This window comes from Achromobacter spanius (genome assembly GCF_002966795.1).
Taxonomy (GTDB): Bacteria; Pseudomonadota; Gammaproteobacteria; order Burkholderiales; family Burkholderiaceae_B; genus Achromobacter; species Achromobacter spanius_D.
In genome coordinates, this window is the sequence record NZ_CP023270.1 from 1,895,278 (window position 1) to 1,915,166 (window position 19,889).

Sequence of the window (19,889 nt, forward strand, 5' to 3'; positions counted from 1 at the left end):
GCTGCCGCTTCACAGCGGCAGCGCCGCTCCCTGGCACAGCCGGGGATCCGGCACACCCGGCTTGCCGCCGTCCATGCGACCGGCCAGCCGGCGTCCAAAGGCCGGCATCGCCGGCGCACTCACTTCGAGGTCGTACCAGCCCTCGCAGCCCGAATACTTGAGCTCGACCGCGCCGCCCGCGGGTACGTGCGCCATGGCGCGCCACTCGTCGTTCATGCGCGATTCCACCCTGACCGGTTGCGGCGCATCGCCATGGTTGACGAGCCGCAGGCGCAGGCCGGAGGTCACGGGCACGAGCTGGGCTTCCAGCGTGCCCGCATCGCGCGCGTCGCCGTGGAACTGACGGTGAAAGCCGTCCGGTCCCAGCAGCCAGAGATCGTACGCGCCGCCCGCGGCCAGCCTCCATCCATCGTCCAGACGCGCGCCCGCGCCCACCGTGTAACGCCGGGGCGGGCGCGCCAGCGCAAGGCGGTCATAGACATGCAGCACGGCGCCCGCGCCGCCCGGGTTGCGCAACGTCAGGCGGTAATGCTCGCCATCGGCCGTCGTCTTGCCCACGGCTTCCAGCACGTAGGGCAGGGGACACGTGTGGCGGTTGCTGTCGGGGTGATGCGAACACCTGTCGCCGGCAAAATCGAAGGCCGTCGTCAGGTCGCCCGCCACCGCGCGGCGCCAGGCGCTGATGTTGGGTTCGGCCACGCGGAACCGCATTTCCAGGAATCGGATGACGGACGTGTGATCGAACACCTGCGAATTGACCCAGCCACCCCGGCTCCACGGCGACACCACCAGCATCGGCACGCGCGGGCCCAGGCCGAAGGCGCGGCCATGCATGGCGGCCGGATCGTCGGCCGTCGATGCGCTGGGACCATGGCGCGCGTCGTGGTATTCGCCGTCCAGCTCCACGGTGGACAGGCCGCCCGACTCGCCGTCCGGATGGCGCGCCGGCGGCGCGGGCGGGGGCACGTGGTCGAAGAAGCAATCGTTTTCATCGTAGGTGACGAACAGGACGCAACGGCTCCACGTGTCGGGATGCGCCGTCAGGATGTCCAGCACCCGCTCGGTGTAGGCGCCGCCCTGGCGGGGGGAGGAAACCTCGGGATGTTCGGAGTCGGCGGTGGGCGCGATGATCCACGAGACGGCGGGCAGCGTGCCTTTGGCGACGTCGCGCGCCAGATCGTCCAGCGTGCGCGTGGTCAGCGCGCGGTCGCGCAGCGGGGCGTTGCCGGTATGGCTTGCGTGCTGCCGGCGATACTGCCGGAAGCCCGCGAGCGGGTTGTCGTTGTAGTTGTCCGCCATGTCCTGGTAGATGCACCAGTCCACGCCCGCGTCCTGCAGCCGCTCGGGGTACGTGGTCCACGAATAGCCTTCACCCGCCGGACCCAGCCGATCGTAGGTATTGACCAACGCTGGACCGCCGGCCGCGCCCTGCGGATCGTTCGTGCCGGTCCACAGGAACAGCCGGTTGGGATTGGTGCCGGCCAGGACCGAGCAGTGATAGGCATCGCACAGCGTGAAGGCATTCGCCAGCGCGGTCTGGAACGGCACGTCGGCGCTGCGGTAGGCGCCCAGGCCCAGCCGGCTCTTGGCGGACAGCCATTGGTCCATGCGCCCGTCGTTCCAGGCGCGCTGCGAATCGTCCCAGGTGTGCGGCGTGATGTAGCCGACCGGCTTGTCGCTGGCGACCTCTGCCTGCAGATCGTAGGGGCGGCAAAGCGCGTCGCCATCGGTCTGCGTCAGCACCGTGCCCGCGCGCGTGGGCACGGGATGCGGATCGGCAAATCCGCGCACGCCGGGCAGCGTGCCGAAGTAATGGTCGAAGGACCGGTTTTCCTGCATCAGGATCACGACATGGCGCACATCCTGCAGCGTGCCGGTCTTGCGGTCGGGGTCGATCGACAGGGCGCGCGCAATGACAGGGGACGGGTCCGGATGGATGGGCGGGCGCGAATCTTCTTTCATGACAGCTTTAATACGGTCTGCAACCTTCAATCTTAAGGCCTGCGCCGGCATGCGGGCGGCGTGTGCCGGAGCGCCTCAAAAAACAAAGCCCCTCGCGTGCGAGGGGCTTTGCCGTGCCGCATGCCCAAAGGCGCGGCGGGGGCGGATCAGGCCGAGGGCGGAACGTAGCCGTCGGCTTCGACGCTGCCGTCTTCGAACAGGAAACGCTCCATCTGCTGTTGCAGGTATTTGCGTGCGCGAGCGTCAGCCAGGTTCAGGCGGTTTTCGTTCACCAGGCGGGTCTGCACGCCTTTCCAGTCTTCCCAGGCTTCCTTGGAAATGCTTTGCCAGATGCGCGTGCCGACTTCGCCGGGATAGGGCGGGTAGTCCAGCCCTTCGGCTTCACGCTTCAGTTTCACACAGTTGACGATACGGGCCATGGTTCGCTGCCGGAAAAATGAATAACGCCACATTTTAGCGGGCTTGGCGTGCGTCGGGCGCCAAGCCCCTTTTGCTTACCGCGGAATCGCCCCGCGGGCCGGTTTCAGAGTTTCTTGATGAAGACCAGGCTGTTGCGGGAACGGTTGTAGTTGTTCTGCTTTTCGCGGGGCAGGTCGGCGATGCCGCCCTGCACGAATCCGCGCTTCATGAACCAGTGCGAGGTGCGGGTGGTCAGCACGAACAGCCGCTTGGCGCCCAGGGCACGGGCGCGCGATTCCATGTGGCGCAGCAGGATCTCGCCTTCGCCCGAGCCCTGCCATTCGGGGTGCACGATCAGGCAGGCCATTTCGGCCATCTGTTCGTCGTGGAAGTCGTGCAGGGCGGCGCAGCCGTAGATGACGCCGTCGTGCTCCAGCACGGTGAAGTTTTCGACGTCGCGTTCGACCACGCTGCGCGGGCGCGGCACCAGCGTGCCGTCGGCTTCCAGCGGCTCGATAAGGCTGAGGATGGCGCCCACGTCGTCGATGGTGGCGGGGCGCAGATCGTCCAGCGTGTCCTCGACGACCATCGTGCCCACGCCATCGTGGGTGAAGATCTCGAGCAGCACGCTGCCGTCCAGCTCGAACGGCAGCAGGTGGGCGCGGGCCACGCCGCGCTTGACCGCGAGCGAGGCGTATTGCAGGAAGGAATGGGTCTCTTCGTCCAGCTCGCCGCCGGCCAAGAGGGCGTCGGCGTCCACGCGCGCCAGTTCGGTGTCCAGCGTGCCGTCTTCGTTCAGCACGCCCTGCGAGCTGGACAGGAAGATCAGCTTCTCGGCGCGCAGGCCCACGGCCACGCTGGTGGCCAGATCTTCCATCGCCAGGTTGAAGGCGTCGCCGGTGGGCGAGAAGCCCAGGGGCGACAGCAGCACGACCGACGAGCCTTTCTCGATGGCGAACTTCAGGGCTTCGATATCGATCTTGCGCACCTGGCCGGTGTGCTTGTAGTCCACGCCCTCCAGCACGCCGGTGGGACGCGCCGTGACGAAGTTGCCGGAGATCACGCGGATGTGGGCGTGCGACATCGGCGTGTTGGGCAGCCCCTGGCTGAACGCGGCCTCGATGTCCAGGCGGATCTCGCCGGCGGCTTCCTTGGCGCATTCCAGCGCGGCGGCGTCGGTGGGGGACAGGCCCCGGTCGAACTGCTGCGTGTAGCCCTTCAGGCGCAGCTGCTCGTTGACCTGGGGCCGCGAGCCATGGACCAGCACCAGCCGGATGCCCAGCGAGGAGAGCAGGGACAGATCCTGGACCAGGGCGTTCAACGCGCCCGCCTGCACCAGTTCGCCGCCAAACGCCACCACGAAGGTCTTGCCTCGGAACGCATGCACGTAGGGGGCCACGTCTCGGAACCATCGCACAAACTGCGCGGCGGCGAATTCAGGGGCTTCAAGGGCGGAGACGGTGTCTGGTTCCAGGTCGGGCATGGTGTGAGTTGCTTAAGAATCCTATGGGTCGCGGGACGGCGCAGGCCGGCAGGCCATGCGGAGAGCGCCGCCTCAGGGGCGGCGCTACGCGGAATTATAGGGCGCGCGACCGCCCGGGCCGCGCCGCGCGCAGCACGCATTGTTGCGGGCGCCCCACAGGATGCGGTGCCGGCGTCCGGGCTGACCCTCCGGTCGCGGCGGCACGAACAGGGTCAATGCCGGGAAAGCTGCCGGTGTTCCAGCCGGCTCAGCAACCGCACCACCGGCCACAGCAACGCCAGGTAGAAAAGCGCCGCCAGCACGATGGGCGACGGGTTGTACACCAGCGACTGGGCGTCGCGGGCCACCCGCAGCAGCTCCGGCAGCGCCACGGCGCTGGCCAGCGTGGTCAGCTTGACCACTTCGAGCGTATTGCTGATGAGGTCCGGCATGACGTTGCGCGTGGCCTGCGGAATCTGCACGTGCCACATCGTTTGCCAGGCCGACAGGCCTGTGGAGCGCGCCGCCTCGATCTGCCCGCGCGGCACGCTTTCCAGGCCGGCGCGAAAGACCTCGCCGTAATAGGACGAATTGTTCAGCATGAAGCCCACGGCCACTGCCAGCAGCTTGGGCAGGTCCAGACCCAGGAACGGCGCGCCGAAATAGATGAAGATCAGCAGCACCAGCGGCGGCAGGGCGCGGAAGAAGTCGATGTAGATGGCCAGCAGCACGCGCGACCAGCGGGCCTTCAAGGTAACGGACAGCACCCCGATGAGCAGCCCCGAGGCCAGCCCTACCGGGATCACCATGGCCGACAGCATCAGCGTGCGGCCCAAACCCTGCAGCAGGTACGGCGCCACGCTGACGTAGATGTTCAGGTTGAAGAAATTCTGCAGGATTTCGTCCATGCGGTTCCCCTGGGGCCCGTTCGGGGCTCCCTTGTTGTGCCGGGCGGGCTTGATCGGCCTCGCTTCCCGCCCGATATGTATTCGTAAAGATGCGTCCGGTCAGTGCTTTTCGTCAGTGCTTCCACTTGAAGCGCGTTTCGGTCCAGCGCCCCAGAATCACGACCGGCAGGAAGATCAGCAGGCACGCCACCGCGGCCAAGGTCAGTGGCGTGGCGTTGCCCGCATTGCTGCTGGCCGATTGCGCGTTGTTGAGCACTTCGCTCAACCCCACCACCGAACCCAGCGCCGTGCTCTTGGTGATGGCGATGACCCGGTTGGTCAGCGGCGCGACCGTCAGCCGCATCGCCTGCGGCATCACGACATACACCATGCTCTGCAGCCAGTTCAGCCCCGTCGAGCGCGCCGCCTCGGCCTGGCCGCGCGGCACGGACAGGATGCCCGCCCAGAAGATTTCCTCGGCAAACGCGGCCAGCACCAGCGACAACGACAGCCAGCACGCCATGAAGGCCGACATCGACAGGTTGATGTACGGGAACGCGAAGAACAGCACCATGATCACCACCAGCGGCGGCAGCGCGCGCAGGATGTCGGCAAAACAGATGATCAGGAAATTCACCGGCCGGATGCGCAGCGCGCGCACGACGGCCAGCACCAGGCCAAGCGCCACGCCCGTCGCGGCCACCGCCACGCCCAGTTGCAGCGTGACCCACATGCCGGCCAGGATGTCGGGCAGGTAGCGCCAGGCGACCTCAGCGTTGAAGAACGAAAACAGCAGGGCGTTCAGATCCATGGAGCACTCTTCAAACCGCGTTACGCGGCATGTTCCGCCATGCTGGCCAGGAAGGCCTGCGTGCGGGGTTGTCGGGGGGCGCCAAAGACGTCTTGCGGCGGGCCTTGCTCGACGATCACCCCGGCGTCCATGAACACCACCCGGTCGGCTGCCGCGCGGGCAAAGCCCATCTCGTGGCTGACCACCATCATCGTCATGCCGTCGCGCTTCAGTTCACGCATCACGTTCAGCACGCTGCCCACCAGCTCCGGATCCAGCGCGCTGGTCGGCTCGTCGAACAGCACCACCTTGGGCCGCAGCGCCAATGACCGCGCGATCCCCACGCGCTGCTGCTGGCCGCCGGACAACTGGTCGGGATAGGCGCTCGCCTTGTCGGCCAGTCCCACGCGGTCCAGCGCCTCCATGCCGCGGCGGTCGGCCTCGGCGCGTGCCAGCTTCTGCACCTTGCGCAACGCCAGCGTGATGTTCGACAGCACGGACATGTGGCGGTACAGGTTGAAGTGCTGGAACACCATGCCGATGTTCTGGCGGATGCGGTTCAGTTCGGCCGACGGGGCGGTGATCTCCTCGCCGTCGACGTGGATGCTGCCGGCGGTCGGTTCCTCCAGCCGGTTGCAGCAGCGCAGGAGGCTGCTCTTGCCCGAGCCGGACGGGCCGATCATGAAGACCAGCTCGCCGCGGCTCACGTCCAGGTCGATCCCCTTGAGGACCGCGTTGTCGCCATAGGACTTGTGCAGCCCGGCGATTTTCAGGATCGGCGTTTCCATCGAAAGCTCCTCAAAGCGCGGGCAGGGGCCGCGTGGCGGCTCCTTACCCAGTCGTTGGCGGTGCGTCGGAGAATCAGCTGCAGCGCAGCTCGACCGGCTGGGCGTCGTAGCCCGGCAGATCCGGCACGCCCTGGCCCGGCGTCACGGTGGCCGCCGCCGAACCGGCTGCGGGCGTGAAGCCGAACCACTTCTGCGCCAGCTTGGAGACCGTGCCGTCCTGCTTCAGGCACTTGAGCGCCATGGACACGCGGTCGCGGCCCGCCTTGTCGTCCAGCCGGAACGCCAGCGCCCAGACCAGACCCGTCTTGATCGTGTAGCTGGTGCGCACGGCCGGGTTTTGCTTGGCGGCCCAGGCGGCCACGGTGTTGCCCGCCAGGTTGGCGTCGGCGCGGCCGGCCTGCACCGCCTGCACCGCATCGGCATTGGAGGCGTATACGTCGTACGTGAAGCCGTACTTGGCCGCGTTGTCGCGCGCCCAGTTCTCGTACGCCGAGCCCTTGTTCACCGCCAGCTTCCTGCCCTTCAGGTCGTCCAGGCCCTTGATGTCCTTGCCGTTCTTGGCGATCACGAAGGTGTAGTCGGTGTTCAGATAGCCCTCGGAAAACAGCAGCGCGCGGGCACGCTCCTCGGTGGCGGTGGTGGGCGCCAGCACGAAGTCGTACTTCTTGGCGTTCAGGCCCGGAATCAGCGCGGCGTATTCGGTGCCCTCGATCTTGATGGTGGTGCCAAGCTGCTTGGCGATGGCCTGGCCCAGTTCGATGTTGAAGCCGTCCAGCCCGCCGCCCAGCTTGGGCATGGCGTGCGGGGCGAACGTGGCGTCCACGCCGGTCGTCAGCGGCTGGGCGGCCGCGGCCAGGCTGGCGCCGGCCAGGCACAGCGTGAGGCCGCAGCGGCCGGCAAACGTCAGGGTGCGGAGAAGGCGGGTCATGGCAGGTCCTTTAGGGAAGAGGCGTCTTGCCCAGGGCGGGGCCGGCCCCCACGCGCTCGAGTATCAAGCCGTAGTGTTCCGGGCGCCGGTGGGCGGCGAAGTTGAAGATGTGCTGCTTGAAGGTGTCTCCCAGCGCCAGATCGGCCTGGCAGAAAATCACCTCGTCCTCCTCCCCCTGCGCCTGCGCCACGATCTCGCCCGTGGGCGCGACGATGGCTGATCCAGCGATCAGGTGGCTGCCGTCCTCATTGCCGGCCTTGCCCGCCGCGGCCACCCAGACCGCGTTCTGGTACGCGGCCGCCTGCAGGCTGAGCAGGTGGTGGAACATGCGCAAGTGGACCGGTTCGTTCCAGTGGATATTCAATGACGGCGTGTTGTATCCCAGCGCCACGATCTCGGCGCCCTGCAGCGCAAGCACGCGCCAGGTCTCCGTCCAGCGGCGGTCGTTGCACAGGCACATGCCGATGCGCGTGCCCAGCGTTTCCCAGACGTTGAAGCCGTCGTTGCCGACTTCGAAGAACTTCTTTTCCAGGTGCTGGAACGGGGCCTCGGGCTTGTGGTCGCTGTGGCCCGGCAGGTGGATCTTGCGGTAGCGTCCGACGATGCGCGCGTTGGCGTCGACCAGGATGCTGGTGTTGAAGCGCCGGCCGTCCGAGGCGATCTCGGCGTAGCCCAGATAAAAGCCGATGCCCAGCTCCCGCGCGGTGTCGAACAGCACGCGGGTCTCGGGGCCGGGCATTTCCTTTTCGAAGTAGCGCGCCATCGCTTCTTCTTCCGTCATCCAGTAGCGCGGAAAGAAGGTGGTCAGCGCCAGTTCCGGAAACACCACCATGCGCGCGCCGCGCCCATGCGCCTCGCGCATCATCGCCAGCAGGCGGGCCACCGCTTGCCGCCGGGTCTCCTCGGGTTGCACCGGACCCATCTGCGCGACCGCCAGGCCGAAGGGACGTTTGCTCATGCCGGGTTCCTTTCGTTATGACTCAGGCGGCGCTATCGGCCGAAAAATACTTGCGCACCAGGGCGTTGGGATTGCCGGTCAGGCGCTGGCGCAACACGGGCTCGGGCGTGCCGCGCTTGATGAACCGGCCGCTGCCGCGCTCGACATGCAACTGGCCGTTCTCGACGGCGATGCGGCCGCGGCTGATGACCACTTCGGGCCAGCCGCGCACGGTCCTGCCTTCGTAGGGCGTGTAGCCCACGTTGTCGTGCAGCATGGACGCCGAGATCGTCACCTCGCGCTCCGGATTCCAGATCGCGATGTCGGCATCCGCACCGATCGCGATGGTTCCCTTCTGCGGGTACAGGCCATACGTGCGGGCATGATTGGCGGCGGTCAGCGCGACGAAGCGTTCAATCGACATGCGCCCGCCCAGTACGCCTTCGGAAAAAAGCAGGGGCATGCGCACTTCCAGCCCCGGCACCCCGTTGGCCACGTCCTTGAAGGTGGTGGCGTCGCCCTTGGGCAGCTTGCCGCTGGCGTCGAAGCGGTAAGGCGCGTGGTCGGACGAATAGATCTGCAAGGTGCCGTCCGTCAGGCCCTGCCAGACGGCTTCCTGCGAGGCCGCGTCGCGCGGGGGCGGGCTGCAGCAGAACTTGGCGCCCTCCAGGCCGGGCGCGTCGATGTCATCGGCCGTCAGAAACAGGTACTGGGGGCAGCTTTCGGCATGGATGGGCAACCCCAGCGCCTGCGACGAATGCACGACGCGCACCGCTTCCAGTCCGGCGACGTGAACGATCAGGATGGGCACATCCATCATGCGGGCCAGCGTCACGGCGCGATGGGTCGCCTCGCTTTCGGCGAGCGGCGTGTGCGCCACGGCGTGGTACTTGGGCGCCGTCATGCCGCGTTCAGCCAGGCGGCGGGCCACCCAGCGGATCATGTCGTTGTTCTCGGCGTGCACCATGACCAGCGCGCCCTCGCGGTCCGCGACCTCCAGTACGTCCAGCAACTGGTAGTCGTCCAGCTTCAGGCGGTCGTACGTCATGAACACCTTGAACGACGTGATGCCGTTCTTGATGAGTTCGGGCAGGTCGTGCTTGAGCGCCTGTTCCGTGGGATCGGACAGGATCAAATGAAAGCCGTAGTCGATGACCGCCTTTTCCTCGGCGCGGCGGGCGTAATCGGCCACCACCTCGGGCAGCGCGTTGCCGCGGTGCTGGGCCGCGAACGGAATGATGGTGGTGGTGCCGCCGAATGCCGCCGACACGGTGGCGCTGTAGAAGTCGTCGGCGCACATGATGCCCATGCCCGATAGCTGCTCGACATGGCAATGGCTGTCGATGCCGCCCGGCAGCACCCAGCGCCCCGCGGCGTCGATGTCCCGCGCGCCCGGCGTCAGGCCCTGTCCCAGCGCGACGATCACGCCATCGCGCACGCCGATGTCGGCGTGGAAGGTGTCGGTGGCGGTGCTGATGCGGCCGTTGCGGATCGTCAGGTCGAATGCTGCGGTATCGGTCATGGGTATGGGGTTCCGCGCGAAAGAGGAGTCAGAGCGTTCCGGGATAGATGCCGCCGTCCAGCACCAGGTTCTGCCCCGTCATGTAGCCGGCGCGCGCGCCGCACAGAAAGGCGCAGGCGTCGCCGAATTCGGCGGGGTCGCCATAGCGTCCGGCAGGAATGCCCGCCAGCCGGGCGGCCAGCACGTCGTCCACCGTCTTGCCGCTGTCGCGCGCGCCGCGCTCGGCGGTCTGGCGCAGGCGGTCCGTCAGGAACGGCCCGGGCAGCAGGTTGTTGATCGTGACGCCGTGGCGCACGGTTTGGCGCGCCAATCCCGCCACGAAACCGGTCAGTCCGGCCCGCGCGCCGTTGGACAGGCCCAGGATGTCGATGGGCATCTTCACGGCGGCGGACGTGATGTTGACGATGCGGCCAAAGCGGCGCGCGATCATGCCGTCCACCGTCGCGCGGATCAGCGCAATGGGCGTCAGCATGTTGGCGTCCAACGCGGCAATCCAGTCGTCGCGCGACCACTCGCGAAAGTCCCCGGGCTTCGGCCCGCCCGCGTTGGTGACCAGGATGTCAGGTTCGGGGCAGGCCGCCAGCAGCGCCTGCCTGCCGGCTTCGGTGGTGACGTCGGCGGCCACCGTGACGACCGACGCGCCGGTCTCGCGGCGGATCGCGTCCGCCGCGGCGTCCAGCGTGGTGGCCGTGCGCGCGGCCATCACCAGATTCACGCCTTCGCGCGCCAGGGATAGCGCGCAGGCGTAGCCCAGGCCCTTGCTCGACGCGCACACCAGCGCGTGCTTGCCCTTGATTCCGAGATCCATGTGTTTGCTCCTTTCAACCCTGCACAGGTTGGCGGCTGGTGGCGCCCAGCGACAGCCCGACGCGCGCGACGGTGGCTTCCAGCTCGGCCGCGGTGACCGGATCGATGCGCATCGCCGGCGCGCGCAGCGCGTGGCTCTTGATGGCGCCGCGGCGCTGATAGACATACTTGCGCAACGCCAGTCCGATCTTCGGCTGGAACTCGTAGCGGATCAGCGGGCAATAGCGGTCGAAGATCGCGGCGGCGCCGGCGTGGTCGCCGCTGGCGTAGCGTTCGTAGATGGCAACCAGGATCTCCGGAAATGCAAAGCCGGTCATGGTGCCGACCGCGCCGCGCTGCAGCTCTTCCAGGAAGTACACGCCGCCCAAGCCGCCGAAGATGGCCATGTCGGCGTCCGGCACCAGTTCGCGGATGCGGCTGATCTTCTGCCCCACCGGCGGCTCTTCCATCTTGATCATGTGCACGCCGCCTTCGCGGCCCAGCCGCGCTACCACCTCGGGGCGGATCTCGGTGCCGAACGAATCCGGAAAATCGTGGATCACAACCGGGATCTTCACGGCCTCGGCCACGGCCTTGTAGTAGTCGAACAGCAGCGCATCGCTGGCGTTGTCCAGCGGCGCCGCGAACACGGCCGATGCGCCCAGTTCCTGCGCTTCGCGAGCCTGTTCGATGGCGCCGGCGATGCCGTGGGCACGTACACCCACCCACACCGGCACGCGGCCGTCCGTGTGCTTCACAAAGGTCTCCAGCACCAGCCGGCGCTCGTCGTTGGACAGCTTGTGCAGCTCGCCCAGAAAGCCCAGGATGGCCAGCCCGGTCACGCCGGTTTCAAGCAGGAAGTCGACCAGCGTGCGGATGCTGTCGGTATCGACCCGCAGGGCATCGTCAAAGGGCGTGGGGCAAATGGTGAAGACGCCTTTGGCGTCGATGGAGGCTGCCATCTTTTCTCCGTCAGGATGCGTGAAAACCGAAATCGGAAGCGACGTTTCGATGTCATCCTAAAGCGGAAGTTTTAGAACTCCACTTGCTTTTTTATTGCCTTGGTATAACAGCCAGTTAAGTCAAGGTTTACCCTTGGCAGGGTTTGTCTGGACGTTTGCGGACAGCTCGAAACCCTGTTCGCAAAGCGTGTGGCGCAGCACTTCCACAAAGGCCTGCGCAAGCTGCGACAGCGGCTCGAAGCGCGACTGCACCAGGCTCGCGGTCAGGATTTTTGCCTGGTCGATCGGGCGCACCACGAAGTCGCCTTGCGTGCGGCTCTTGACCGAGAACTCATCGACGATGGCGATGCCCGCGCCCGCCTGCACCAGCGAACACGCGTTCTGCGGCGAACTCACTTCCACGGCCAGCCGGCGGGCCTGTCCGGCCTCGTGGTACATCTGCTCGACCAGCATGCCGAACGGCGTGTCGCCGCCGTACGAAATCAGCGGGTAGGGCAACAGGTCGCCGATGGATAGCAGCGAGCGATGGGCCAGCGGATGGTTGTACGGGCAGATGCAGACCAGCCGGGCCTGACCGATGGGCTGCGTCAGCAGATTCGGGTGCTGCACGGGCAGGATCACCACGCCCAGTTCGGCGCGGTTGTCCAGCAGCATTTGCGTCAGGGGCTGCTGCGTCAGCGGCTGAAAGGTGACCTTGACGTCGGGGTGCGTTTCGCGAAAACGCGAGATCGTCAGGGGGACGAGCATGTGGCCGATGCTGGGGCTGGACACGAGATGCAGGATTCCGCTGCGGCGCTCCGACAATTCCGAAGCCAGTTCCTCCACGCGCCGCACGCCGGCATAGACCGTTTCCACTTCGCGAAAGAGCTGCCGCGATTCGGGCGTGGGATACAGCCGGCCCTTGATGCGCTCGAACAGCGCGAAGCCCAGCCGCTGTTCCGTGTGCGACAGCAGCCGGCTGACCGCGGGCTGCGAGACGAACAGCAGCTTGGCCGCCCCGCTGATCGAACCCGTGGTCATCACCGCCCGGAAAACTTCGATTTGCCGCAGATTCAGTTGCATGGCGCGCCCGCTCCGAATTGACGCGACGAGCATAACAAAGGGTTAAGGGCAGCGCACAAATTGACAATACATGCTCAGGCCGCCCGCAGATAGACTGGCGCCGTACCTTGCCCCGGCCCGCGTCAGCGTGGCCCGGGCCTCGCCACCACCAGGACGGACGACCAGGACGGACGAATGGAACAGACCCTGTTTGTGATCAATCCCAATTCCACCCAGGCCGTGACGGACGCGTTCGACGCGGCGCTGGAACCGCTGCGCATGGCCGGCGGTCCGCGCATCCAATGCCTGACGCTGGCCGAGGGGCCGGCGGGCGTCCAGACGCAGCTCGACGTCGAAAGCGTGACGCTGCCGCTCGCCGCGCTGGTGCGCAAGCTGGACGCCGAGCACGGCGCCGCTGCCGCAGGCTACGTCATCGCCTGCTTCAGTGATCCGGGCCTGCACGCGGTACGCGAAGCCACGCGCAAGCCGGTGCTGGGCATCAGCGAATGCGGCATGCTGACCGCGCTGACGCTGGGCCAGCGCGTGGGTGTGATCGCGATCCTGCGCCAGTCGTTGCCGCGTCACGGCCGGATGTTCGGCGCGATCGGGCTGTCGGGCCGCGTGGCGGCCGAGCTGCCGCTCGATCTGGGCGTGGTCGAACTGTCGGATGAGGCGCGCACGCGCGAGCGCCTTTTGCACGTGGGCGCGCGGTTGCGCGACGAGCATCAGGCCGACGTGCTGGTGCTGGGCTGCGCCGGCATGGCGGCGTATCGCGGCTGGCTGCAGGCCGAGCTGGGCCTGCCCGTCGTGGAGCCGACACAGGCCGCGGCGGCGATGGCGATCGGCCGCATCCGGCTGAACTGGCACGGCGCCTGAGGCCACCATGCGCAATCACGAACTGATCGAACGGCTGTCCCACCTGGTCGGCGACAACGGGCTGGTGCTGGATGCCGAGGGGCAGGGGCCTTACGTGCGCGACTGGCTGGGCAAGTGGCAGGGCAGCACGCCCGTGGTGGTGCGCCCGCGCAACGCCACCGAGGTGTCGGCCGTCATGCGGCTGTGCCATCAGACGCGCACGCCCGTGGTGCCGCAGGGCGGCAATACCGGCATGAGCGGGGGCGCCACGCCCGACGGCAGCGGCGCGCAGGTGATCCTGAGCCTGAACCGCATGAAACGCATCCGCGAGGTAGACCCGGTCAACAACACCCTGTGCGCCGACGCGGGCGTGCTGCTGGCCGACGTCCAGGCCGCCGCGCGCGACGTCGGCCGCTTTTTCCCGCTGAGTCTGGGCGCCGAGGGAAGTTGCACCATCGGCGGCAATCTGGCCACCAATGCCGGCGGCACCGCAGTGCTGCGCTACGGCAACACGCGCGATCTGGCGCTGGGGCTGGAGGTGGTGCTGCCCGACGGCCGCGTCTGGAACGGCCTGCGCGGCCTGCGCAAGGACAACACGGGCTATGACCTCAAAAGCCTGTTCATTGGGTCGGAGGGCACGCTGGGCATCATCACCGGCGCGGTGCTCAAGCTGTACCCCGCGCCCACGGGCCGCGTGGCGGCCTGGGTCGGCGCGGACACGCCCGCGCAGGTCGTGGCGTTGCTCAGCCGGCTGCAGAGCGTTTGCGGTGAAAGGCTGACCGCGTTCGAGATGATGTCCGCGCGGTGCCTGGACCTGGTGATGGCGCACGTCAGCGGCGCGGCCAGCCCGCTTGCCGGCCGCCATGCCTATTACGCCCTGGTGGAACTGTCGGACACCGAGCCCGCCGGGCTGCCAGCCTTGCTGGAAACCGCGCTGGGCGCGGCGCTGGAAGCCGGCGTCATCCAGGACTGCGTGGTCGCGATGAACGACACCCAGGTCCAGTCCTTGTGGCGGCTGCGCGAGGGCATCTCGCAGGCGCAGGTGCGCGCGGGCAAGGCCATCAAGCACGACATCGCGCTGCCCATCTCGCGCCTGGCCGCGTTCGTCGAGGAAGCGGACCTGGCGCTGGTGTCGGATTTTCCGGGGCTGCCCATCATCAACTTCGGCCACATCGGCGACGGCAACCTGCACTACAACGTGCTGCTGCCGCTGGACGTGGCGCCCGCCGAGTACGCCCGGCTGACCGCGGCGCTGAACCGCCGCGTGCACGACCTGGTGGCCCAGCGCGGCGGCAGCATCAGCGCCGAGCACGGCGTGGGCCAGTTGCGGCGCGACGAGCTGCGGCGCTACAAGTCGCCGGTGGAAATGGACCTGATGCTGATGATCAAGCGGGCGCTCGATCCCAACCAGCTCATGAACCCGGGCAAGCTGTTGTAGGAACCCGCGCGCAGGCCGGGCAGGGGCTGCGCGCGCGAAGTCCGCCAGAAATTTATAATGGCGGGCTAATCGGATAAATCCTACATGCCTGAATCCTCCAGCCCGCGGGCGCCGAAAAAGCCGGCGCCGCGCGCCACTGACCGGGAGCAGCTCCCGGAAGACGCCCGGCAAAGTGCTCAGCCAAGCCCTCGGACAAACCCTCGGCCAGACTCTCGGCAAGCGCCCCGGGCCCGTCCTGAAGGCCGCCCCGCCGCGCCCCGTCCCGAACGGCCCATTCCGGCCGTCACCTATCCCGAAGACCTGCCCGTCAGCGCACGTAGGCAGGAGATCGCGCGCGCCATCGCCGGCCATCAGGTCGTGATCGTCAGCGGCGAAACCGGCTCGGGCAAGACCACGCAGTTGCCCAAGATCTGTCTGGAACTGGGCCGCGGCCGCCAGAAGATGATCGGCCACACGCAGCCGCGCCGCCTGGCGGCGACCTCGGTGGCCAAGCGCATCGCCGAGGAGCTGAACACGCCCATGGGCGAAGTCGTCGGCTATCAGGTGCGGTTCAACGACCGCACCGGTCCCAACGCGTCCATCAAGCTGATGACGGACGGCATCCTGCTGGCCGAATCGCAGCGCGATCCGCTCCTGCGCCGCTACGACACGATCATCATCGACGAGGCGCACGAGCGCAGCCTGAACATCGATTTTCTGCTGGGCTACCTGAAGCAGCTCTTGCCGCGGCGCCCGGATCTCAAGCTCATCATCACGTCGGCCACCATTGACGCCGAGCGCTTCGCCAGGCATTTCGCCGCGTCGGAAGACAAGCCCGCGCCGGTCATCGAAGTCTCGGGCCGCCTGTATCCCGTCGAAGTGCGCTACCGGCCCGTGCGCGAAGAGCCCGCCGCCGGCGATGACGCGCCGGCCCCCAACAAGACCGGCCGCGACCGCGAGCGCATGTCGGGCGACGAAGAACGCGACCTGATCGACGCCATCGTCGACGCCGTCGACGAATGCGCGCGGCATGGTCCGGGCGACGTGCTGGTGTTTCTGCCCGGCGAGCGCGAGATCCGTGAATCGGCCGAAGCGCTGCGCAAGCGGCACCCGGCCGGCACCGAGGTGCTGCCGCTGTTTGCGCGCCTGTCGCAGGCCGAGCAGGAACAGATCTTCCGCCCGCGTGGCAATGCCCGCCGCATCGTGCTGGCCACCAACGTGGCGGAAACCTCGCTGACGGTGCCCGGCATCCGCTTCGTCGTCGACAGCGGTCTGGCGCGCATCAAGCGCTATTCGTGGCGCAACAAGGTCGAGCAGCTGCGCATCGAGCCCATCAGCCGCGCCTCGGCCAACCAGCGCGCCGGCCGATGCGGCCGGGTGGGGCCGGGCGTCTGCATCCGGCTCTACGACGAGCTGGATTTCAACAGCCGCGCCGCCTTCACCGACCCCGAAGTGCTGCGTTCGTCGCTGGCGTCGGTCATCCTGCGGATGAAGTCGCTCAAGCTCGACGACATCGAGCAGTTCCCCTTCGTCGAGGCGCCGCCAGGGCGGGCCGTGGCCGACGGCTACCATCTGCTGCAGGAGCTGGGCGCCATCGAACTGGCGTCGGCGACCGACGACGACACGGACGACGGGCGCACGGGCGCGTCTTTTGTCCTGACCCGAACCGGCGATGAACTGGCCAAGCTGCCCGTGGACCCGCGCATCGGCCGGATGATCCTGGCCGCACGAGAACACCAGTGCCTGGCCGAGATGCTGATCATTGCCTCCGCGCTGTCCGTGCAGGATCCACGCGACCGCCCCATGCAGGAGCGCGAGGCCGCCGAGGCCGCGCACGCCAAGTTCGGCGACGACAAGTCCGAGTTCATCTCCTTCGTGAAACTGTGGCGCTGGTATGGCGAACAGGTGCAGCACAAGGCGTCGCAGCGCAAGCTGGTGGGCCTGTTGCGGCAGAACTTCCTGTCGCCCATCCGCCTGCGAGAATGGCACGACGTGCACACGCAGTTGTCGGCGCTGGTGGGCGAACAGGGCTGGCGCGTCAATCAGTCCGAAGCCACGTATGAACAGCTGCACATGGCGCTGTTGTCCGGGCTGCTGGGCAACATCGGCTTCAAGAGCGACGAAGGCGGCAGCTACCAGGGCGCCCGCGACATCCGCTTCCACATCCATCCGGGCTCGCGCCTGGTGAAGAAGGCCGGCCGCTGGATCATGGCGGCCGAACTGGTCGAGACCACGCGCCTGTACGCACGCTGCGTGGCGCGCATCGATCCGGCGTGGCTGGAAAAGGTCGGCGCGCACCTGATCCGCAAGAACTGGTCGGACCCGCGCTGGGAAAAGAAGGCCGGGCAGGTCGTGGCCAACGAGCGGGCCACGCTCTACGGCCTGGCCATTTACACCGGCCGGCGCATCCACTATGGCCGCGTGAATCCCACCCATGCGCGCGAACTCTTCATCCGCCAGGCGCTGGTGCCCGGCGAGATCGACACGCGCCTGCCGTTCGTCGCGCACAACCGCAAGCTCATTGCGGGCATCGAAAAGCTCGAACACCAGACCCGGCGGCCGGACATCCTGGTCGATGACGAGCTGATCTTTGCGTTCTACGACCGGCAGTTGCCCGCCGATATCTCGCAGACCGCAACGCTGGAAAAGTGGGTAAGCGGCCTGGACAAGGCGGCCGCCGCCAAGCTGATGCTGACCCGCGACGAGCTGATGCGGCACGAGGCCGCCGGCGTCACGACCGATGTCTTTCCCAAGAAGGTGGAATGGCAGGGCGTGTCGATGGCGCTGGACTACCACTTTGAACCCGGCTCGCCGCGCGACGGCGTCACGCTGTCGGTGCCGCTGTTCGCGCTGAACCAGATCGATCCGGCGCGCTGCGAGTGGCTGGTGCCCGGCATGCTCAAGGAAAAGGTGCACCTGCTGCTCAAGTCGCTGCCGCAGAAGCTGCGCCGCCATTGCGTGCCGCTGCCCGACTACGCCGCGGGCTTCTACGACCGCTGGTTCGAGCGTCAGGCCGATCCGCAGACGGGACTGGTCGACGCCATCATTGCCGACATGTGGGACCAGGTGCAGGTCCGCCCGGCGGTGGGGGACTTCAAGCTGGAAACCCTGCCGGCGCATCTGTTCATGAACTTCCGCGTCGTGGACGAGCACGGCCGCATGCTGGCCGCCGGCCGCAATCTGGCGCAACTGCGCGCCGAATTCGGCAAGCAGGCCCAGGCGACCTTCCAGCAACTGGCGGCCAGCGACACGCAGGTCGCGCAGGCGCTGGCGCACGAAAACCTGACCTCCTGGTCGTTCGGGCCGTTGCCCGAGATCATGGAGATCAAACGGCGCGGCCAGTCCGTCATCGGCTATCCGGCGCTGGTGGACCGGGGCGCGCATTGCGACCTGGACGTGTTCGACGATCCCGACGAGGCGCGCAAGCACCATCGCGCGGGTCTACTCAAGCTTTTCCGGCTGGCGCTGCGCGAGCAGGTGAAGTTCCTCGAAAAGAACCTTACCGACCTCACCAAGATCAGCATGCTTTACATGACGCTGGGCACGCAGGAAGAGCTGCGCGACCAGATCATCGACTGCGCGCTGGGGCAGGCCTGCCTGGCCGAGCCGTGGCCGGTGAACGAACAGCAGTTCGAAGCCCGCCGCGCCGAGGGCAAGGGCCGGTTGGGTCTGCTGGCCCAGGAGGTCGCGCGGCTGGCCGGCGCAGTGCTGACCGAGTATGCGGCGCTTCAACGCAAGCTGCCGCAGGCCAAGCCCCACGCGGCCGCGTACGCGGATCTGCAGCAGCAGATAGGTGCGCTGATGCCCAAGTGGTTCATCCGCGACACGCCGTATGCGCAGTTGTCGCACTTCCCGCGCTACCTGAAGGCGGCGGTCGCGCGCATCGACAAGCTGCGCGCCGATCCGGCAAGGGACGCAAAGCTGGTGTCGGAAATGGCGCCGCTGGTCACGCAATACCAGCGTGCCCGCGCGGCGCTGAAAGGCGCGGCCGATCCCCGCCTGGACGAGTTCCGCTGGCTGCTCGAGGAGTTGCGGGTGGCGCTCTTTGCGCAGGAACTGCGCACGCCGATGCCGGTGTCGGTCAAGCGGCTGATGAAAAGCTGGGAATCCTTGCAACGCTAGCTGGCGCCGCATGCAAAACGGGCCGCAAATCGCTTTGCGGCCCGTTTGTTTTGCGGCGTCTTTACAGCGCCAGGAACCCGACGATCACCAACGCGATCAGCCCGTACTTCGTAGCCTTGTACGCCGTGCGGTTCCACTTCTTGAACGCCTTGCGCTTCTGGTCGATCACCCAGTGCGCGTGCGTCAGTTTGTTGATGGCCCCCGTCTGGTCGCCGCCATCGTTGGGCGAGCTGGCCGCCGACATGACCTTGCGGCCGAACCAGCGGTTGAAGGTCTCGGCCCAGCGCCACTTCAGCGGACGCTCGACGTCGCAGAACAGGATGATCCGGTTCTCGCCCGTCTTGTTGTAGGCCTCGTGGACGTAGGTCTCGTCGAACACCACGCTTTCGCCATCGCGCCAGCTGTAGTGCTCGCCATCCACGATGATGTGGCAGCCGTCGTCGTTGGGCGTGACCAGTCCCAGGTGATAGCGCAGCGACCCGGCAAACGGGTCACGGTGCGGATTGAGCTGGCCGCCCGGCGGCAGCTCGGCAAACATGGCGGCCTTGACCTTGGGCAGGCCCTTCAGGATCGCGACCGTCTTGGGGCAGAGTTCCTCGGCCGAGGGGTGGCGGGCGTCGTACCACTTCAGGTAGAACCGCTTCCAGCCGTACTTGAAGAACGAGTTGAATCCGATGTCGTTATGGGTATCGGCCGCCTTGATCCGGCGAAGCTCGGCCATCTGCATGGCCTCTTCGCGGATCGTCTCCCAGTTGTCGTCCAGCACTTTCAGTTCGGCGATCTCGCTGGTCGTCAGGTACGGCGTCGTGGGCACGCGGGACGTCAGCACCATGAACGCGTTGATCGGCGCCAGCAGCACCGAATGGTCCAGGAATTGCCGTCCCAGGGGCAGTTTGACGCGGCCTCGGAAGTGCGCGAACAGGATGGCGGCCAGCCAGATCCCAGGTATTAACCATTTCATAGGTATGTCTCGTCGTGCGACGGGGTGTTGCGGTATGGGCGATATTGTCCCACAAGCCTCCCAGGGCGGA

Annotated in this window: 16 protein-coding genes; 3 read left to right on the forward strand and 13 right to left on the reverse strand. The window is 67.2% G+C overall.

Annotated elements, in window-relative coordinates; all coding sequences use genetic code 11:
- Positions 1 to 9 precede the first annotated feature (9 nt).
- The 12 genes from CLM73_RS08560 to CLM73_RS08615 form a co-directional block, all read right to left on the reverse strand.
- The gene (locus CLM73_RS08560; protein WP_105238081.1) at positions 10 to 1,962 is read right to left on the reverse strand and encodes a phosphocholine-specific phospholipase C; all 1,953 of its coding nucleotides are present in this window, start codon (positions 1,960 to 1,962) and stop codon (positions 10 to 12) included.
- A 146-nt stretch (positions 1,963 to 2,108) separates the two neighbouring features.
- Positions 2,109 to 2,381 (reverse strand): oxidative damage protection protein, encoded by a 273-nt coding sequence (locus CLM73_RS08565; protein WP_105238082.1) that lies wholly within the window; start codon positions 2,379 to 2,381, stop codon positions 2,109 to 2,111.
- A 104-nt stretch (positions 2,382 to 2,485) separates the two neighbouring features.
- Positions 2,486 to 3,844: an amino-acid N-acetyltransferase gene (argA, locus tag CLM73_RS08570; protein ID WP_105238083.1), complete on the reverse strand. Its 1,359-nt coding sequence runs from the start codon at positions 3,842 to 3,844 to the stop codon at positions 2,486 to 2,488.
- Between the two features lie 212 nt (positions 3,845 to 4,056).
- Positions 4,057 to 4,731, reverse strand: a complete 675-nt coding sequence (locus tag CLM73_RS08575) for an amino acid ABC transporter permease (protein ID WP_062838418.1) — start codon at positions 4,729 to 4,731, stop codon at positions 4,057 to 4,059.
- A 112-nt stretch (positions 4,732 to 4,843) separates the two neighbouring features.
- Positions 4,844 to 5,521 carry an amino acid ABC transporter permease gene (locus tag CLM73_RS08580; RefSeq protein WP_234015831.1) on the reverse strand — a complete coding sequence of 226 codons (678 nt, stop codon included), beginning with the start codon at positions 5,519 to 5,521 and terminating at the stop codon, positions 4,844 to 4,846.
- Between the two features lie 20 nt (positions 5,522 to 5,541).
- Positions 5,542 to 6,288: an amino acid ABC transporter ATP-binding protein gene (locus tag CLM73_RS08585; RefSeq protein ID WP_105238084.1), complete on the reverse strand. Its 747-nt coding sequence runs from the start codon at positions 6,286 to 6,288 to the stop codon at positions 5,542 to 5,544.
- A gap of 73 nt (positions 6,289 to 6,361) precedes the next feature.
- Entirely contained in the window at positions 6,362 to 7,216 is an 855-nt protein-coding gene (locus tag CLM73_RS08590; protein ID WP_105238085.1) for a transporter substrate-binding domain-containing protein, read from the reverse strand.
- A 10-nt stretch (positions 7,217 to 7,226) separates the two neighbouring features.
- The gene (locus CLM73_RS08595) at positions 7,227 to 8,174 is read right to left on the reverse strand and encodes an N-carbamoyl-D-amino-acid hydrolase (protein ID WP_056567078.1); all 948 of its coding nucleotides are present in this window, start codon (positions 8,172 to 8,174) and stop codon (positions 7,227 to 7,229) included.
- Between the two features lie 22 nt (positions 8,175 to 8,196).
- Positions 8,197 to 9,675 (reverse strand): dihydropyrimidinase, encoded by a 1,479-nt coding sequence (gene hydA / locus CLM73_RS08600; RefSeq protein WP_105238086.1) that lies wholly within the window; start codon positions 9,673 to 9,675, stop codon positions 8,197 to 8,199.
- Between the two features lie 28 nt (positions 9,676 to 9,703).
- A complete protein-coding gene (locus CLM73_RS08605) occupies positions 9,704 to 10,483 on the reverse strand; it encodes an SDR family oxidoreductase (protein WP_105238087.1) in 780 nt (259 codons plus the stop codon).
- A gap of 13 nt (positions 10,484 to 10,496) precedes the next feature.
- Positions 10,497 to 11,423, reverse strand: a complete 927-nt coding sequence (locus tag CLM73_RS08610) for a dihydrodipicolinate synthase family protein (RefSeq protein ID WP_105238088.1) — start codon at positions 11,421 to 11,423, stop codon at positions 10,497 to 10,499.
- 120 nt (positions 11,424 to 11,543) lie between these two features.
- Complete coding sequence (locus CLM73_RS08615; protein ID WP_105238089.1) at positions 11,544 to 12,485, reverse strand: LysR substrate-binding domain-containing protein; 942 nt, start codon at positions 12,483 to 12,485, stop codon at positions 11,544 to 11,546.
- 174 nt (positions 12,486 to 12,659) lie between these two features.
- Here CLM73_RS08615 and CLM73_RS08620 point away from each other — a divergent pair, with 174 nt between their 5' ends.
- From CLM73_RS08620 to hrpA, 3 genes are all read left to right on the forward strand, one after another.
- Complete coding sequence (locus tag CLM73_RS08620) at positions 12,660 to 13,340, forward strand: aspartate/glutamate racemase family protein (RefSeq protein WP_105238090.1); 681 nt, start codon at positions 12,660 to 12,662, stop codon at positions 13,338 to 13,340.
- A 7-nt stretch (positions 13,341 to 13,347) separates the two neighbouring features.
- Complete coding sequence (locus CLM73_RS08625; protein WP_105238091.1) at positions 13,348 to 14,757, forward strand: FAD-binding oxidoreductase; 1,410 nt, start codon at positions 13,348 to 13,350, stop codon at positions 14,755 to 14,757.
- Between the two features lie 84 nt (positions 14,758 to 14,841).
- Positions 14,842 to 18,858 carry an ATP-dependent RNA helicase HrpA gene (gene hrpA, locus CLM73_RS08630; protein ID WP_105238092.1) on the forward strand — a complete coding sequence of 1,339 codons (4,017 nt, stop codon included), beginning with the start codon at positions 14,842 to 14,844 and terminating at the stop codon, positions 18,856 to 18,858.
- A 61-nt stretch (positions 18,859 to 18,919) separates the two neighbouring features.
- On the opposite strand, the gene lpxO is transcribed toward hrpA, so the two are convergent.
- Entirely contained in the window at positions 18,920 to 19,819 is a 900-nt protein-coding gene (lpxO, locus tag CLM73_RS08635) for a lipid A hydroxylase LpxO (RefSeq protein ID WP_105238093.1), read from the reverse strand.
- Between the last annotated feature and the right edge of the window lie 70 nt (positions 19,820 to 19,889).

Excerpts from the sequence above, each read along its gene's own strand:
- CLM73_RS08575 (WP_062838418.1), bottom strand. The coding sequence starts at position 4,731 with ATGGACGAAATCCTGCAGAATTTCTTCAACCTGAACATCTACGTCAGC.
- hrpA (WP_105238092.1), top strand. The coding sequence starts at position 14,842 with ATGCCTGAATCCTCCAGCCCGCGGGCGCCGAAAAAGCCGGCGCCGCGC.
- CLM73_RS08615 (WP_105238089.1), bottom strand. The coding sequence starts at position 12,485 with ATGCAACTGAATCTGCGGCAAATCGAAGTTTTCCGGGCGGTGATGACC.
- lpxO (WP_105238093.1), bottom strand. The coding sequence starts at position 19,819 with ATGAAATGGTTAATACCTGGGATCTGGCTGGCCGCCATCCTGTTCGCG.
- CLM73_RS08625 (WP_105238091.1), top strand. The coding sequence starts at position 13,348 with ATGCGCAATCACGAACTGATCGAACGGCTGTCCCACCTGGTCGGCGAC.
- hydA (WP_105238086.1), bottom strand. The coding sequence starts at position 9,675 with ATGACCGATACCGCAGCATTCGACCTGACGATCCGCAACGGCCGCATC.
- argA (WP_105238083.1), bottom strand. The coding sequence starts at position 3,844 with ATGCCCGACCTGGAACCAGACACCGTCTCCGCCCTTGAAGCCCCTGAA.
- CLM73_RS08610 (WP_105238088.1), bottom strand. The coding sequence starts at position 11,423 with ATGGCAGCCTCCATCGACGCCAAAGGCGTCTTCACCATTTGCCCCACG.
- CLM73_RS08580 (WP_234015831.1), bottom strand. The coding sequence starts at position 5,521 with ATGGATCTGAACGCCCTGCTGTTTTCGTTCTTCAACGCTGAGGTCGCC.
- CLM73_RS08590 (WP_105238085.1), bottom strand. The coding sequence starts at position 7,216 with ATGACCCGCCTTCTCCGCACCCTGACGTTTGCCGGCCGCTGCGGCCTC.
- CLM73_RS08595 (WP_056567078.1), bottom strand. The coding sequence starts at position 8,174 with ATGAGCAAACGTCCCTTCGGCCTGGCGGTCGCGCAGATGGGTCCGGTG.
- CLM73_RS08560 (WP_105238081.1), bottom strand. The coding sequence starts at position 1,962 with ATGAAAGAAGATTCGCGCCCGCCCATCCATCCGGACCCGTCCCCTGTC.
- CLM73_RS08565 (WP_105238082.1), bottom strand. The coding sequence starts at position 2,381 with ATGGCCCGTATCGTCAACTGTGTGAAACTGAAGCGTGAAGCCGAAGGG.
- CLM73_RS08605 (WP_105238087.1), bottom strand. The coding sequence starts at position 10,483 with ATGGATCTCGGAATCAAGGGCAAGCACGCGCTGGTGTGCGCGTCGAGC.
- CLM73_RS08585 (WP_105238084.1), bottom strand. The coding sequence starts at position 6,288 with ATGGAAACGCCGATCCTGAAAATCGCCGGGCTGCACAAGTCCTATGGC.
- CLM73_RS08620 (WP_105238090.1), top strand. The coding sequence starts at position 12,660 with ATGGAACAGACCCTGTTTGTGATCAATCCCAATTCCACCCAGGCCGTG.